This is a genomic window from Pseudomonas bohemica, from assembly GCF_002934685.1.
Taxonomy (GTDB): Bacteria; Pseudomonadota; Gammaproteobacteria; order Pseudomonadales; family Pseudomonadaceae; genus Aquipseudomonas; species Aquipseudomonas bohemica.
In genome coordinates, this window is the sequence record NZ_NKHL01000105.1 from 91,871 (window position 1) to 105,937 (window position 14,067).

Here is a 14,067-nt window from a genome sequence, read left to right on the forward strand (position 1 = left end):
ACGAACGCCATCGCGGGCGAGCGCTCTAGCAGCTAGTCGTCGGCGTCAATCCTGATACTGACTCAACAATCGCTCCATCCGCGCATCCAGACGGCGTTTGATTTCGTTCTCGATGTGCGGGGCGAAATCGTCGATCACCTCTTGCATGATCAATTGCGCGGCGGCGCGCAGTTCGCTGTCCAGGTGCAGTAGGTCGTCCGGGCCCGGCGTGCGGCCTTGTGGTGCTGGCTGTTGCGCAGCGGGCGTATCGAGGGTGGCCTCAGGCTCGGCGGTCAGTACAGGAATGTCGTCAGCATTCGGCTGCTCATCGGCCGCAACCACTTGACCGCTGACCACATCGAACAACAGGGGAATCTGGCCTTCGCCGTGGACCGTGTCGGTCAGCAAGGGCGGTTGCAGGGAATCATCGCCGAGCAGTTGGCGGATCGACTCGAGGTCGTCCAGCAAGTGCGCGGAGTCTTTCAGGTTTTTAGAATTATTCATCGTATGCTCAAAGCCGCTGCAGTCGGTGATCCTGCAGAGGATAGCCCTGTTCACGGTAGAAGCGGAAACTCTCGCGCGCTGCCAGCCGGATGGACGGATCTTCCACGACGATCTCCGCCACGCGGGCGAATCGTTTGAAGAATTCGGGGATGCGCAGGTCGAGATTGACCAGCAGATCCTGATGAGAGCCGGGATCGGCGCCAATGCCCAATGCTATGGGGGCGTCCTGATCGTCCTCCACGGGGCCATGAGGCACGAAGGTTTCGCCCTTGAAACGCCACAGGCTGGCGTCCAGCTCAGCACGTTGCTCGGCGTCGCTGCAATGCAGATACACCTTGTGACCGAGGCGCCAGGCCTTGTCGGTCAGTTTGCAGGCGAAGTCCAGGCGCGCGAGCGGGTCGGCGCTGGGCAGGATGTAAAAGTCGACTTGGGTCATGAAGATTCCAGAGCGTCAGCCCTGCCGACCGTGACGGATGTCAGGGCCGGCAGACTCAAGGTGTATTACACGCCCGCGCGGTCGAGCAGGTATTGCGTCAGCAGCGGAACCGGACGGCCAGTGGCGCCCTTGTCCTTGCCGCCGCTCAGCCATGCCGTGCCGGCGATGTCCAGGTGCGCCCACTCGTAGGCCTTGGCGAAGCGCGACAGGAAGCAGGCCGCGGTGATGGTGCCGCCTTTCGGGCCGCCGATGTTGGCGATATCGGCGAACGGGCTGTCCAGCTGTTCCTGGTACTCATCGAACAGCGGCAGTTGCCAGGCGCGGTCGTCGGCGCGCTTGCCAGCGTCCAGCACTTGATTGATCAGCGCATCGCTGTTACCCAGCAGGCCCGAGGTGTGGCCGCCCAGTGCGACGACGCAAGCGCCGGTCAGGGTGGCGATGTCGATCACGGCCTGTGGCTTGAAGCGTTCGGCGTAGGTCAGGGCGTCACACAGCACCAGACGGCCTTCGGCGTCAGTGTTGAGGATTTCCACGGTCTGGCCGCTCATGGTTTTGACGATGTCGCCAGGACGGGTCGCGGTGCCACTCGGCATGTTTTCCGCCGCTGCGATGATGCACACCAGGTTGATCGGCAGTTGCAGTTGCAGCACGGCGTTCAGCGTGCCGAACACGCTGGCAGCGCCACACATGTCGAACTTCATTTCGTCCATGCCCAGACCCGGTTTCAGGCTGATGCCGCCGGTGTCGAAGGTGATGCCTTTACCCACCAGCACGAACGGTTTTTCGCTTTTCTTGCCGTTGGAGTACTGCATGACGATCAGGCGTGGCGGCTGAGCGCTGCCCTGACCGACTGCCAGGAACGACCCCATGCCCAGGTCGGCGATTTTCTTCTCGTCGAAGACTTCGACCTTCAGCCCTTTATTCGCCTTGCCCAGCGCCTTGGCTTGTTCGCCCAGGTAAGTCGGGTGGCAGATGTTCGGCGGCATGTTGCCCAGATCGCGGGCCACCGCCATGCCGGCGGCGATGGCCTGGGCGTGTCTGGCGGCGCGCTCGACGTCGGCGATGGTGGACTTGGCCGTCAGTAGCGTGATTTTCTTCAGGGCGCGCGGGTCGATTTTCTGGCTCTTGAAACGATCGAACACATATTCGCCATCGGCCAGCGTCTCGACCAGCAGGCGGTTCTTGCCATAGATGTCGCGATTCTTGACGTTCAGGTGATCCAGCGCAAAGGCCGCATCGGTGCCGCCCAGGCTTTTCAGGGTGTTGAGTACGCCGCCGATGATCTTGCGGAATTGACGGTCGGAAAGCTCCGGCTCCTTACCGCTGCCCACCAGCAGAACGCGCTCGGCCTTGAGGTTGGGCAGGCTGTGCAGCAGCAGGCTCTGGCCCACTTTGCCAGCCAGGTCGCCGCGCTTGAGCACTGCGCTGATCGCGCCGCCGCTCAGGGTGTCGATACTTTGTGCAACATCGCTCAGGGTACGGCCTTCACCGACGGCAACCACCAATGTGGCGGTCTTAAAGGTTTCTGCTGTGACGCTTTTAACAACCAATTCCATGTCGGGGTCCCCGAATAAACTGTGGGTTATCGCAAAATGAATGTGCGGCTTGGCAGCTGCAAGACCGCAGCGCTGCTGCTCGCGGCAAGGCCCGCAGTTTGACCCCGCCAAAGGACCGATGACAACCCCGTTAAGTACGCCTGCGTCAGCTTGGGTTAAGGAAGTATCCGGCGCGCTCAGTGACAGACACACCCAATCACAGGATAATGCCGCATATTTTTTCGCTGGTTCGCGGTCGCGCGCACCATGATGGACCCATTTCCTTGTCAGGCTGTCTGAGCGTGACGACCCTGGAGTGTCTGGTTTGATTGTCTTCCGTTACCTGTCCCGAGAAGTGCTGGTTACCTTGAGCGCTGTGAGCGCTGTGCTGTTGGTAATCATCATGAGTGGCCGCTTCATCAAATATCTGGCCCAGGCCGCCTCCGGTGCTCTCGATCCCGGTGTGCTGTTTCTGATCATGGGTTTCCGTCTGCCGGGGTTCATGCAACTGATTCTGCCGCTGGGGCTGTTCCTCGGCATTTTGCTGGCGTACGGCCGGTTGTATCTGGAAAGCGAAATGACCGTTCTGGCGGCCACCGGCATGAGCCAGCAACGCCTGTTGTGGATGACTCTGGCGCCTGCCGCGCTGGTGTCCCTGCTCGTGGCCTGGCTGAGCTTCAGCCTGGCACCGCAGGGCGCGACCCAGTTCCAGTTGCTGATCAACAAACAGGACGCGATGACCGAGTTCGACACCCTGGTGCCGGGCCGTTTCCAGTTGCTGCGTGACGGCAGCCGCGTGACCTATACCGAAACCATGACTGACGATCGCATCAATCTCGGTGGCGTCTTCATCTCCGAAAAGAAGCTGGAGGAGAAGAAGGACCACGGCATCACCGTGCTGGTGGCCGAGAAGGGCAAGCAGGAAATCAAGCCCGACGGCAGCCGTTACCTGATTCTGAACAACGGCTACCGCTATGACGGTAATCCGGGCCAGGCCGATTACCGCGCGATCAAGTACGACACCTATGGCGCGCTGCTGCCAAAACCGGACATCAGTGACGAGATCACCGACCGGGATGCGATCCCGACCAGTGAGCTACTGACCGGCGAAGATTCGTTACGCAACAAGGCCGAGCTGCAATGGCGGATCTCGCTGCCGATTCTGGTGTTCATCGTGACGTTGATGGCCGTGCCGCTGGCGCGCGTCAACCCGCGTCAGGGCCGTTTCCTCAAGCTGCTGCCGGCGATCCTGCTGTACATGGCTTACCTGACCATCCTGATTGCCGCTCGCGGTGCGCTGGAGAAAGGCAAGATTCCGGGGCCGCTGGGCTTGTGGTGGGTGCATGCGATCTTCCTTTCCATCGGGCTTGGGCTGCTTTACTGGGAGCCTTTGCGCTTGAAAATGGCGAGCCGCCGTGATGCGGAGGTGACCCATGGCTAAGCTCGACTGGTACATCGGCAAGAGTGTGTTCATGGCCATTCTTGCAGTGCTCGGCATCATTCTCGGTCTGGCTTCGCTGTTCGCGTTCATCGACGAAATGGCCGATATCAGTGACACCTACACGTTCTGGGACGCTGGCAGCTTCGTGTTCATGACTGCGCCGCGCCGTCTCTACGACATGTTGCCGATGGCAGCGTTGATTGGTTGCCTGATCGGTCTGGGCGCCCTGGCGAGCAGCAGCGAACTGACCATCATGCGCGCGGCGGGTGTGTCCATCGGGCGCATCGTCTGGGCGGTCATGAAGCCGATGCTGGTGCTGATGATCGCGGGTCTGCTGATTGGTGAGTACGTCGCGCCGGTCACCGAAGCGCAGGCGCAGGCCGCACGTTCCCTGGTTCAGGGCACGGGCGATGCGCAGAGTGCGCGCCACGGCCTGTGGCATCGCCAGGGTGACGAGTTCATCCACATCAACACCGTGCAGCCGAACGGCTTGTTGTACGGCGTGACCCGCTACCGTTTCGACGACCAGCGTCACATGATCAGCGCCAGTTTCGCCAAGCAGGCGAACTACAAGACCGACTATTGGCAGCTCAAGGACGTCGCCACGACTGTATTCCACGAAGGGCGCACCGAAGTCGTCAACTCCCCGGAAGAGCGCTGGAACATCGCCCTCAGCCCGCAGCTGTTGAGCACCGTAGTACTGCCGCCGGAGTCGCTGTCCATGACCGGGCTTTATGGTTATGCGCACTATCTGGCCGATCAGGGCCTGGCGAACGGTCGTTACTGGCTGGCGTTCTACACCAAGATCCTGCAGCCGTTGGTGACGGTGGCGCTGGTGCTGATGGCGATCTCGTTCATCTTCGGCCCGCTGCGTTCGGTGACTCTGGGTCAGCGGGTGTTTACGGGCGTGTTGGTGGGCTTCACCTTCCGCATTGCGCAGGATTTGCTGGGACCATCGAGCCTGGTATTCGGCTTCTCGCCGCTTTTCGCGGTGCTGGTGCCTGCTGGGATATGCGCACTGGCGGGTATCTGGTTGCTGCGCCGAGCGGGTTGATCGTCAGCCTGTAGTGGAGAAAGCCGACCTCAGCGTCGGCTTTTTTGTGCACGCCCCCGTAGCAGTCCGGTCAGAGCCCAGCCGCAGCCTGAGCCGACTACTTCTTACGCTTTGGAATCCTTACCAACTGCGTCTCGGAATACATGTCATGCCAGCTGCGTTTGCGCTTGTCGAACAGGCTCCAGAAAAACCCAAGCCCTACGCACAGCCAGGAAGCGATCGCCACCACGAACCGCAGCAGCGCCTGCCACAGGCTGATGCCAGTGCCGTCGGCATTCTGCACGCGGATGCCCCAGACCTGCATGCCCAGCGTCTGCCCGGCATGGGTCCAGAACTTGGCGAAGAAGGCAAACAGCGCGAACAGCAGAAGGGTCGAGAGCAGAGGGTCGCCGTCCAGCGCGCCGGATTCGGAAAGCTGACGCAGCCTGGCTTCGCCGACGATGCTCATCCATACCAGCTTATAGATGAAGGTGATCATCATCAGCAGCGCCACGCACAGCAGGGTGTCGTAGCAGATCGCGGCCAGACGCCGACCCAGGCCGACTGGGGGGAAATCACCTTGTGGACGTAGTTGATGTCTGGGCATGCTCAGCGCTCACTCGCCTGGATGCAGGCAGTTTACTGATTCGCAGGCATAAAAAAGCCCCTGATGTCGCCATCAGGGGCTCTTGTGCTTTCAGCTATCAGCCTTCAGGTTGTACTTCGTCAGCCTGCATACCTTTCTGGCCTTGCACGGCGACGAAGGTCACTTTCTGGCCTTCTTTCAGGCTTTTGAAGCCGCTACCCTGAATGGCGCGGAAGTGGACGAACAGATCCGCACCGCTCTCTGGAGTGATAAAACCAAAACCTTTCTCGTCGTTAAACCACTTAACGGTGCCGCTCTGACGTTGAGACATTTTCTTATTCCTTGAAGCATAAATTAATGACAGTCCCTTTCACACGAAAGAGTACTGGGCTGGTTGCAGGAAGAAGAAACGTAGAGCGGGATGTAGCATTGCTTTTGGCGCTACTGCCCAGGTCACGATTCAGCGACCCATGCAAACACAGTCGGGAAACTCTACGCTAACTCTCGCAGAAAAAACAAGCCCCCGGAAAGCCCGGTTTCAGGGGGTTTCGACCACTTTTTGAAAAGTTTAACCAAGCCGTAGGGATCGATAGTTTTTGCTATTGCAGGGCATTTGGAAGTGCAATTTTTTGACAGTTCGATTGCGGTTTATTGCTGTTTTAAGAGGCGCTAGACTGCGGCGTCCGAACAGCTAATGCACTGTTGCGGTGCCGCAGTTTTTTGACGTTGGGAATCAGCCGCGGAAGTAACGTGGCGCAACGAAAGGCATTTTGCTGACCCGCATCGGCACTTTCTTTGCGCGCACAATGGCCCAGACCTGTGTTTCAAGTGCCGTGAAAGCCGCATCCAGGTAGCCCATGGCCAGTGGAGCGCCAAGGGTTGGGCCAAAGCCGCCGCTGCAGACTGTACCGATGACTTGATCATTGGCATCGACGATTTCCGCGCCCTCTCGTACCGGTGTGCGCTCTTGCGGCAGCAGGCCGACACGCTTACGTGCTGCACCGCTTTGGTGCTGGGCGAACACCTGTTCAGCGCCCGGGAAGCCCCCCGCGCGCGCTCCGTCGGCGCGACGCGCTTTGGAAATGGCCCACAGAAGGCTCGCTTGAACTGGCGTGGTCTGGATATTCATGTCGTGGCCATACAGACACAGGCCGGCTTCCAGGCGCAATGAATCTCGCGCACCCAAGCCGATCGGTGCGACTTCCGGCTCGGTCAGCAGGCGACGCGCCAGAGATTCTGCCTGCTCGGCCGGTACGGAAATCTCATAGCCGTCTTCGCCGGTATAGCCCGAGCGGCTGACATAGCAGTCAATGCCGTCGATCTGCAGCGTGGTGTACTGCATGAAGGTCATTTTCGCGACCTCAGGTGCAAGGCGGGCCAGCGTGGTGACGGCTTGCGGACCTTGCAAGGCGAGCAGGGCGCGCTCTTCGAACAGAGGGGTAATCTCGCACTGGTCGCCGATCTGCTGGCGCAGGTGCGCCAGATCTTCATTCTTGCACGCGGCATTGACCACCAGCATCAGTTGGTCATTACCCAGATTGGCGACCATCAGGTCATCGAGAATGCCGCCGGTTTCGTTGGTGAACATGGCGTAGCGCTGCATGCCCACCGGCAGATCGATGATATCTACCGGGACCAACGTCTCCAGCGCCTGGGCGGCGTGCGGGCCACTCAACAGGATCTGGCCCATGTGCGACACGTCGAACAGGCCGGCCTGCTCGCGGGTGTGCAGGTGTTCCTTCATCACGCCAGCCGGATATTGGACGGGCATGTCGTAGCCAGCGAATTCGACCATCTTGGCCCCCAGTTCCCGATGCAGGTCGTTAAGTGGGGTTTTCAGCAATTCTGTGGACATCGATGACTCCTTGAATGCGTTTGCAGGTTCCACACGCGCAGGCGCGGAACACGATGAAAATAGGCTGAGGTCAGCACTCGATAATGTTCACGGCCAGCCCACCACGGGCTGTTTCCTTGTATTTGCTTTTCATGTCGGCGCCGGTCTGGCGCATGGTGCGGATCACTTTGTCCAGCGAGACGAAGTGCTGCCCATCACCGCGCAACGCCATACGCACCGCGTTGATGGCCTTCACCGAGCCCATCGCATTGCGCTCGATGCACGGCACCTGAACCAGGCCGCCGATGGGGTCGCAGGTCAGGCCCAAGTTGTGTTCCATGCCGATTTCGGCAGCGTTCTCGACTTGCTGCACGTTGCCGCCCAGCACTTCGCAAAGCGCACCGGCAGCCATGGAGCAGGCCACGCCAACTTCACCCTGACAGCCGACTTCGGCGCCGGAAATCGACGCGTTCTCTTTATAAAGAATGCCGATGGCGGCCGCAGTGAGCAGAAAACGCACGACGCCGTCTTCGTTCGCACCGGTGATGAAGCGCATGTAGTAATGCAGCACCGCCGGGATGATCCCCGCGGCGCCGTTGGTGGGGGCGGTGACCACGCGGCCGCCGTTGGCGTTTTCCTCGTTGACGGCCAGCGCGTAGAGGTTGACCCAGTCCAGCACGGACAAGGCGTCACGCAGGGCGGCCTCCGGGTTTTTGCACAACTGTCGATGCAGCGCGGCGGCGCGCCGTTTGACCTTCAGACCGCCCGGCAGAATGCCTTCGTTGCGGCAGCCCGCTTCGACACAATCCTGCATGACCTGCCAGATCTTCAGCAGCCCTGCGCGGGTTTCGGCCTCCGGTCGCCAGGCGGCTTCGTTGGTCAGCATCACCTGACTGATCGACAACCCGCTATTCGCGCAGTGGGCCATCAATTCTTTGCCGGTCTTGAACGGGTAGGGCAGAGGCGTGCTGTCCTCGACGATGCGATCGGCCCCGGCTGCATCCTCGTCCACCACGAATCCGCCACCGACCGAGTAGTACTCACGGCTGCGAATCTGTAGGCCAGCGGCATCCAGTGCGCGGAAAATCATGCCGTTGGGATGGTAGGCCAGGGGTTTGCGGATCATCGCCAGATGCTGTTTTTCGATGAATTCGATGCTGTGTTCACCGAGCAGATTGATCTGCCCACTGCTGCGGATTCGCTGCAGGCGCGCGTCGACGTGCTCGGTGTCCACGGTGTCCGGATGTTCTCCTTCCAGGCCCAGCAATACGGCCTTGTCGCTGCCGTGGCCCTTGCCGGTGGCGCCGAGTGAGCCATACAGCTCGACCCGCACGCTGGCGGTATTGGAAAGAAGGTCGTCACGACGCAGGCCTTCGGCGAACCGCGCCGCAGCGCGCATCGGGCCCACGGTATGGGAGCTTGAGGGGCCAATGCCAATCTTGAACAGGTCAAACACGCTCAGGGACATGGTCAGGCTCCGGTTGTTGTTATAGGCGCTGCTGCGAGTTGCGAGCTACAAGCCGCAAGCCAGAGCCGATCGGCGTCTGACTTACCGCTTATGGCTTAAAGCTCGCGGCTGTTCAGGCGTAGTCTTCGATGGACGGGCAGGCGCACACCAGATTGCGATCGCCGAACACATTGTCGACACGGCCGACCGGAGGCCAGTATTTGCCTTCGATCAACGAGGCAACCGGATACACGGCTTGCTCGCGGCTATAGGGATGGCGCCACTCGCCGACCAGTTCCGCTGCCGTGTGCGGAGCGTTTTTCAGTGGGTTGTCTTCCTTGTCCAGCGCGCCGCTTTCGACCGCGCGGATTTCCTCGCGGATCTTGATCATGGCGTCGCAGAAGCGATCCAGCTCTTCCCTGGACTCACTTTCGGTCGGCTCGATCATCAGCGTGCCCGCCACCGGGAACGACATGGTCGGGGCGTGGAAGCCGAAGTCGATCAGGCGCTTGGCCACGTCGTCGACGCTGATGCCGCTGGTTTCTTTCAGCGGACGCAGGTCGAGGATGCATTCATGCGCCACCAGACCGCTGGTGCCGGTGTAGAGCACTGGGTAATGCTCTTCCAGGCGACGGGAGATGTAGTTGGCGTTGAGGATCGCCAGCTGCGAAGCGCGTTTAAGGCCTTCGCCGCCCATCATGCGGATGTACATCCAGGTGATCGGCAGAATACTCGCGCTGCCGAACGGCGCCGCACAGACCGCGCCTTCCTTGCGTTTCATCTTGCCGTGGCCCGGCAGGAATGGCGCCAGGTGCGATTTCACGCCGATCGGGCCGACACCCGGGCCGCCACCGCCGTGGGGAATGCAGAAGGTCTTGTGCAGGTTCAGGTGAGACACGTCGCCGCCGAACTTGCCCGGCGCGCAGAGGCCGACCATAGCGTTCATGTTGGCGCCGTCGATGTACACCTGGCCACCGTTGTCGTGAATGATGCCGCAGATTTCGCGGATGCCTTCCTCGAACACGCCGTGGGTCGACGGATAGGTGATCATCAGTGCGGCGAGGTGTTCGCGGTGCTCGATGGCTTTGGCGCGCAGGTCTTCGATGTCGACGTTGCCGCGAGTGTCGCAAGCCGTTACGACCACGCGCATGCCGGCCATGTTGGCGGTGGCTGGGTTGGTGCCGTGAGCGGACGACGGGATCAGACAGATGTCGCGACGCTCGTCGCCACGGCTCTGGTGATAGGCGCGGATCGCCAAAAGACCTGCGTATTCACCCTGAGAACCGGCGTTCGGTTGCAGGGAAATCGCGTCGTAACCGGTGGCGGCACACAGCATCGCCTCCAGTTCATCGGTCAGTTGCTGATAGCCGGCGCTCTGCTCGGCCGGAGCGAATGGGTGCAGGTTGCCGAATTCGGCCCAGGTCACCGGGATCATTTCGCTGGCGGCGTTGAGCTTCATGGTGCACGAGCCCAGCGGGATCATGGCGCGATCCAGCGCCAGGTCCTTGTCGGCCAAACGACGCAGATAGCGCATCAGTTCGGTTTCGGAATGGTAGCGGTTGAACACCGGGTGGCTGAGGATCGGCGATTGACGCTTCAGTTCAGCGGGCAGACGCGCGTCGACACTGCTGGCCAGTGCGGCGAAATCAGGCAAGGCCTGACCGTCGGCGGCGAACAGTGTCCACAGCACTTCGACATCGCCCTGCTGGGTGGTTTCGTCCAGCGACAGGCCCAGACGCTCGGCGTCTACTTCACGCAAGTTGATCTGCCGAGCGCGTGCCTTGGCGTGCAGCTCGGCTGTCTTGGCGCCCGTGTTCAGGGTGATGCTGTCGAAGAAGAACGCCTGCTCGATGTTAAGTCCCAACTGGCTCAGGCCCTTGGCGAAAATCGCGGTCAGGTGATGCACGCGGTTAGCGATGCGGGTCAGCCCGCGCGGGCCGTGATACACGGCGTACATGCTGGCAATGTTGGCGAGCAGCACCTGTGCGGTGCAAATGTTGCTGGTGGCCTTCTCGCGACGGATGTGTTGCTCGCGGGTCTGCATGGCCAAACGCAGGGCGGTCTTGCCGAAACGGTCGATGGACACGCCGACCAGACGGCCTGGCATGTCGCGCTTGTAGGCATCGCGGGTCGAGAAGTAAGCCGCGTGCGGGCCGCCGAAGCCCAGCGGAACGCCGAAGCGTTGAGCGCTGCCGATGGCCACGTCGGCGCCGAATTCGCCCGGTGGGGTCAGCAGGGTAAGGGCGAGGAGATCGGCTGCGACCGCGACCAGGGCATTAGCGGCGTGGAAGCGCTCGACCAGTTCACGGTAGTCGAACACATCACCATTGCTCGCCGGGTATTGCAGCAGCGCGCCGAAGAATTCGCTGACATCGCTCAGTTGGCTTTCATCCGCCACCACCACGTCGATGCCCAGCGGCTCGGCGCGCGTACGCAGCACGTCCAGGGTCTGTGGGTGGCAATGGGTCGAGGCGAAGAATTTGTGGCTGCCCTTGTTCTTGCTCAGGCGTTTGCAGAAGGTCATGGCTTCGGCAGCGGCAGTGGCTTCGTCGAGCAGCGAAGCGTTGGCGATCGGCAGGCCGGTCAGGTCACTGATCAGGGTCTGGAAGTTCAGCAGCGACTCCAGACGACCCTGGGAAATCTCTGGCTGATACGGGGTGTACGCGGTGTACCAGGCCGGGTTTTCCAGCAGGTTGCGCAGGATCGGCGCCGGCGTGTGGGTGTTGTAGTAGCCCTGGCCGATGAAGGTCTTGAACAACTGGTTCTTGCCAGCGATGGCCTTGATGTCGGCCAGTGCGTCAGCTTCGCTTTGACCCGCGCCAAGGCCCAGTACGCTGGTGCCTTTGATGGGTTCGGGGATGACACTGGCGCTCAAGGCTTCCAGCGAGTCGAAACCCAGAGTAGCGAGCATGGCCTGCTCGTCGTCGGCGCGCGGGCCGATGTGACGGGCAATGAATTCGTTGGCGGTGCTCAATTCGATGCGATCAGTCATTACGCGTTCCTCAGGCTTCGGCGTTGGCTTTGATCAGACGGTCGTAAGCGTGCTGATCCAGCAGACGACCGACAGCAGCAGCGTCGGAAGGGATGAAGCGGAAGAACCAGCCTTGGCCCAGCGGATCTTCGTTGACCAGTTCGGGGTTGGCGTCCAGCGCCGGATTGATCTCTACGATCTCACCATTCAACGGCATGTACACGCCGCTGGCGGCTTTGACCGACTCAACGGTCGCGGCTTCGGCGCCTTTGTCATAGGACGCAAGCTCGGGCAGTTGCACGAAAACCACGTCACCCAGTGCATCCTGGGCGAAAGCCGTGATGCCGACGGTGACACTGCCATCTGCTTCGGCCCGCAGCCACTCGTGATCCTCGGTAAAACGCAACTCGCTCATGGAGACTCCCCTGAATAAATAACTGCTTGTCGTTGGCGCAAGCATGATGGGAATGGTCATAGCAAATTTGCGGCCAACCTTGGCCGAGGCCTGTAGATCAAGGCTTTTAAAGGGATTTGGATTTTTTTGGAGTATGTGGGTGTAGCGAAATCGATACGGATATATGGGGTTTGAAAAGTCTTGTGCGATCAACGCCTTGTGGGCCGGGCATATGGCGCGATTGGAACGTTTTCGTTACGGCGTTATGAAACCGTTCCGCAAACCACCGGATCGAAATAGGAGCGCACAAGCCCGTGATGTGTTGGGTCGGCTGCCATCGATGTGCATGACCCACCGCATTGCGGGCAAGCGCTGCTACTGGTGTTCAGGCTTTTCCGGGAATCCCGTACTTGCGCAGGCGGTGGGCAATCGCGGTGTGCGAAGTCTGCAACCGTGCAGCCAGTTGCCGGGTCGACGGATAGTGGCTGTAGAGCTTTTCCAGCAACGACTTTTCAAAGCCCTCGACGGCGGCTTCCAGGCTTTCGATCTCACCGTCGTTCTGTCGCGCGACCGAGGTGCCAGCGATGTCCAGATCCCCAATGTCTACCAGTGCGCTCTCGCAGATCGCCGCCGCGCGGAAAATGACGTTCTGCAATTGCCGCACGTTGCCCGGCCAGCGGTTGCCGAGCAGTGCCGGGTAGGTGCCTGGCGCAAGACGGCAGACTGGGCGCTGGATCTGGGTGCACGCCTGTTCCATGAAATAGCGCGCCAGCAACAGAATGTCCTGGCCGCGTTCACGCAGCGGTGGGACGTCCAGATTCAGCACGTTCAGGCGATAGAACAGGTCTTCGCGGAAGGTGCCTTCGGCGACCATTTTCTCCAGATTGCGATGGGTGGCGCTAAGGATCCGCACGTTGACCTGCACCTCTTTGTCGCCACCCACGCGGCGGAAGCTGCCGTCATTCAAAAAGCGCAGCAGCTTGGCTTGCAGATAGGGCGACATTTCACCGATCTCGTCGAGAAACACCGTGCCCTGGTTGGCCAGCTCCATCAGGCCGGGCTTGCCACCGCGTTGCGCACCCGTGAAAGCGCCGGGGGCGTACCCGAACAGCTCGCTTTCGGCGAGGCTTTCCGGTAGGGCCGCGCAGTTCAATGCCAAGAACGGCGCGCCGTTGCGCGCACTTACCGCATGACAGGCGCGGGCGACCAGCTCTTTGCCGGTACCGGTTTCGCCCTGGATCAGTAGCGGCGCATCCAGTGCAGCCACGCGCTGGGCGCGAGCCTTGAGAGTTCGAATGGGCGCCGAGTCGCCAAGCAGGGCGTCGAAACCTTCGGCGTGATCATGATGCAGCGCCGACAGCCGCTCGCCGATACGACTGGGCAGATACAGCGTCAGCAGCGCGCCCGCGTCGGTGATCGGGGTGGCGTCCAGCAGCAGTGCCTCGCCATTGAGCGTGACCTCGCGCAGGGGCAGCCGGAAGCCATTTTCCAGCAACGCGGTTTGCAGCGCAGGGTCGGAAAACAGGTCGCCCACCGACTCGCCAGCAGGCTCACGACCGCACAACGCCACCAGCGCCGGGTTCGCCAGCAACACGTGTCCCGCGCTGTCCAGCGCCAGGACCGGGTCGGTCATGGCTGCCAACAGGGCATCGAGCTGAAGGTGACGTCGCTGGCCGGGGAGGATGTCGACGACGGTGATTGCTTCAACGCCGCGCACGCGAAACAGCCGGTCCTTGAGTTCTTCGAGAACTTCGTGGCTCAGCGTCGGAGCGTCGATGTAGACGTTGGGCGGCACCATTTCCACTGCATCGAGGTTCAGATTGCGCCCACCGAGGATCGCCAGCACTTCCTGGGTAATACCGACGCGGTCGATGAACGTAACGTGGATGCGCATGAGCTGGGAGGAG

Annotated in this window: 12 protein-coding genes; 2 read left to right on the plus strand and 10 right to left on the minus strand. The window is 61.1% G+C overall.

Translation table 11 applies throughout. The features are described 5' to 3' along the window. Window positions 1-45: 45 nt before the first annotated feature. The 3 genes from CE491_RS12435 to CE491_RS12445 form a co-directional block, all read right to left on the minus strand. Window positions 46-483, minus strand: coding sequence for a DNA polymerase III subunit chi (locus CE491_RS12435; RefSeq protein WP_110948641.1), 438 nt, complete (start codon window positions 481-483; stop codon window positions 46-48). Window positions 484-490: 7 nt separating this feature from the next. Beyond that, on the minus strand, window positions 491-919 hold the full coding sequence (locus CE491_RS12440) for a DNA polymerase III subunit chi (RefSeq protein WP_110948642.1): 429 nt from the start codon (window positions 917-919) through the stop codon (window positions 491-493). Between the two features lie 65 nt (window positions 920-984). Beyond that, complete coding sequence (locus CE491_RS12445) at window positions 985-2,475, minus strand: leucyl aminopeptidase (protein ID WP_110948643.1); 1,491 nt, start codon at window positions 2,473-2,475, stop codon at window positions 985-987. Window positions 2,476-2,779: 304 nt separating this feature from the next. On the opposite strand from CE491_RS12445, the gene lptF reads away from it, so the two are divergent. Both lptF and lptG read left to right on the plus strand, forming a co-directional pair. Next, the gene (gene lptF, locus CE491_RS12450) at window positions 2,780-3,895 is read left to right on the plus strand and encodes an LPS export ABC transporter permease LptF (RefSeq protein ID WP_110948644.1); all 1,116 of its coding nucleotides are present in this window, start codon (window positions 2,780-2,782) and stop codon (window positions 3,893-3,895) included. Continuing rightward, window positions 3,888-4,949 (plus strand): LPS export ABC transporter permease LptG, encoded by a 1,062-nt coding sequence (gene lptG / locus CE491_RS12455; protein WP_110948645.1) that lies wholly within the window; start codon window positions 3,888-3,890, stop codon window positions 4,947-4,949. Before lptF ends, lptG begins: the two co-directional genes overlap by 8 nt. Before the next feature lie 97 nt (window positions 4,950-5,046). Here the strand turns inward: lptG and CE491_RS12460 are convergent, their stop codons facing one another. From CE491_RS12460 to CE491_RS12490, 7 genes are all read right to left on the minus strand, one after another. Beyond that, window positions 5,047-5,535 (minus strand): RDD family protein, encoded by a 489-nt coding sequence (locus CE491_RS12460; RefSeq protein WP_110948646.1) that lies wholly within the window; start codon window positions 5,533-5,535, stop codon window positions 5,047-5,049. Between the two features lie 97 nt (window positions 5,536-5,632). After that, window positions 5,633-5,845 carry a cold-shock protein gene (locus CE491_RS12465; RefSeq protein ID WP_110948647.1) on the minus strand — a complete coding sequence of 71 codons (213 nt, stop codon included), beginning with the start codon at window positions 5,843-5,845 and terminating at the stop codon, window positions 5,633-5,635. Window positions 5,846-6,247: 402 nt separating this feature from the next. Then, window positions 6,248-7,369: a glycine cleavage system aminomethyltransferase GcvT gene (gene gcvT, locus CE491_RS12470; RefSeq protein WP_110948648.1), complete on the minus strand. Its 1,122-nt coding sequence runs from the start codon at window positions 7,367-7,369 to the stop codon at window positions 6,248-6,250. 70 nt (window positions 7,370-7,439) lie between these two features. After that, window positions 7,440-8,816 (minus strand): L-serine ammonia-lyase, encoded by a 1,377-nt coding sequence (locus tag CE491_RS12475; protein WP_110948649.1) that lies wholly within the window; start codon window positions 8,814-8,816, stop codon window positions 7,440-7,442. Between the two features lie 112 nt (window positions 8,817-8,928). After that, window positions 8,929-11,787, minus strand: a complete 2,859-nt coding sequence (gene gcvP / locus CE491_RS12480; protein ID WP_110948650.1) for an aminomethyl-transferring glycine dehydrogenase — start codon at window positions 11,785-11,787, stop codon at window positions 8,929-8,931. A gap of 10 nt (window positions 11,788-11,797) precedes the next feature. Then, a complete protein-coding gene (gene gcvH, locus CE491_RS12485; protein WP_110948651.1) occupies window positions 11,798-12,181 on the minus strand; it encodes a glycine cleavage system protein GcvH in 384 nt (127 codons plus the stop codon). Window positions 12,182-12,545: 364 nt separating this feature from the next. Further along, window positions 12,546-14,054 (minus strand): sigma-54-dependent transcriptional regulator, encoded by a 1,509-nt coding sequence (locus tag CE491_RS12490; RefSeq protein WP_110948652.1) that lies wholly within the window; start codon window positions 14,052-14,054, stop codon window positions 12,546-12,548. Between the last annotated feature and the right edge of the window lie 13 nt (window positions 14,055-14,067).